Here is a 1,766-nt window from a genome sequence, read left to right as displayed (position 1 = left end):
CCGCCCATGGACCCCCGCGTCGCAGCGCCCCCGGCGCCCCCCGCTCCCGCGGCGCCGCCCGCGCCGGGCACCGGGAAGATCAACCTGGACAAGGGCCGCGTCAGCCTCCAGAAGAACCAGACGGTCTCGCTGGTCAAGGGCGGCCGTCCGCTGCTCTCCCAGGTCAAGATGGGCCTCGGCTGGGAGCCTGCGTTCCGGGGCAAGGACATCGACCTGGACGCGTCGGTCATCGCGTACGGCCCCCAGCGCAACCACATCGACAGCTGCTACTTCGGCAAGCTGTCCATCGTCAACGGCGCGATCAAGCACTCGGGCGACAACCTCACCGGGGAGGGCGGGGGCGACGACGAGGTGATCGTGGTCGACCTCGGCCGGCTCCCCCAGGACGTCACCGGTCTGGTCTTCACCGTCAACTCCTTCTCCGGTCAGAAGTTCACCGAGGTCGCCAAGGCCTACTGCCGCCTTCTCGACGCCGCGACCGGCGAGGAACTGGTCCGCTTCGACCTCACCAACGCCGAGGCGCAGACCGGCGTGATGATGGCCAAGCTGATCAAGCAGTTCTCCGGCGAGTGGGAGATGACCGCGATGGGCGACTTCGTGAAGTCCCGCACGGTCAGGGGGATGGTGAAGCCGGCAGCCCAGGCCCTCTGACGCGGATGTCGCCGGGCGCCCCGCTCAGGAGGGCGCCCGGCTCAGGAGCGCGCCCGGCTCACTGGATCACCCCGCTGTACGCGTTCAGCGCGGGCTGCCCGCCGAGGTGCGCGTAGAGCACGGTGGACTCCGTACCGATCTCGCCGCGCTCGATCAGGTCGACCATCCCCGCCATGGACTTGCCCTCGTAGACGGGGTCGGTGACCATGCCCTCGGTGCGCGCCGCAAGCTGCATGGCGACGAGGGTGGCGTCGTCCGGGACACCGTAGATCCCCGCGTGGTACCGCTCGTCCAGCTCCACGTCGGCAACGGTCAACTTCCGCTTGAGGCCGATGAGTTGTCCGGTGTTGTGGGCGATCCGGGCGATCTGCTCACGAGTGGTGTCCGGCTTGGCCGAGGCGTCGATGCCGATGACCCGGCGCGACCGTCCGCCCTCCTCCTCCAGCGCGGCGAACCCGGCGACCATGCCGGCCTGGGTCGAGCCGGTCACCGAGCACACGATCACGGTGTCGAAGAAGACGCCCAACTCCCTCTCCTGCTCGGCCACTTCGTACGCCCAGCCGGCGAAGCCCAGGCCGCCGAGCGGGTGGTCGGAGGCGCCGGCCGGGATGGGGTACGGCTTGCCGCCGCTCTCCTCGACCTCCCTGAGCGCCAGTTCCCAGCTCTCCTTGAAGCCGATGCCGAAGCCGGCCCGGACGAGCCGTACGTCGGCGCCGGCGAGCCGGCTGATCAGGATGTTGCCGACCTTGTCGTAGACGGCGTCCGGCCAGTCGACCCAGCTCTCCTGCACGAGCACGCACCTGAGCCCGGCACGGGCGGCCACGGCGGCGACCTGACGGGTGTGGTTGGACTGCACACCGCCGATGGAGACGAGGGTGTCGCAGCCCTGCGCGAGGGCGTCGGCGACCAGGTACTCCAGTTTGCGGGTCTTGTTTCCGCCGTACGCGATACCGGAGTTGCAGTCCTCCCGCTTGGCCCAGACGGCGGCGCCGCCCAGGTGGGCGGTCAGCCGCTCCAGCGGGTGCACCGGCGAGGGCCCGAAGAGGAGCGGATAGCGCTCGAAGGTAGAAAGGGACACGGGTCCTCCCGGGGTGGTGTGGGGCGGGGCGGTACGT

General features: G+C 70.2%; 2 protein-coding genes. One reads left to right on the top strand and one right to left on the bottom strand.

All coding sequences use genetic code 11. The features are described 5' to 3' along the window. Positions 1 to 651 (top strand): TerD family protein (locus P1P70_RS44230; protein WP_319248094.1); only part of this gene is annotated, 651 nt, incomplete at its 5' end. A 58-nt stretch (positions 652 to 709) separates the two neighbouring features. On the opposite strand, the gene P1P70_RS44225 is transcribed toward P1P70_RS44230, so the two are convergent. Beyond that, positions 710 to 1,729, bottom strand: a complete 1,020-nt coding sequence (locus P1P70_RS44225) for a 1-aminocyclopropane-1-carboxylate deaminase (protein WP_319248092.1) — start codon at positions 1,727 to 1,729, stop codon at positions 710 to 712. Positions 1,730 to 1,766 lie beyond the last annotated feature (37 nt).

Source organism: Streptomyces sp. MB09-02B (assembly GCF_033794485.1).
In the GTDB taxonomy this organism is placed as follows: Bacteria; Actinomycetota; Actinomycetes; order Streptomycetales; family Streptomycetaceae; genus Streptomyces.
Note: the sequence above shows the minus strand (reverse complement) of the source record. Positions and strands in the feature narration are given on the sequence as shown.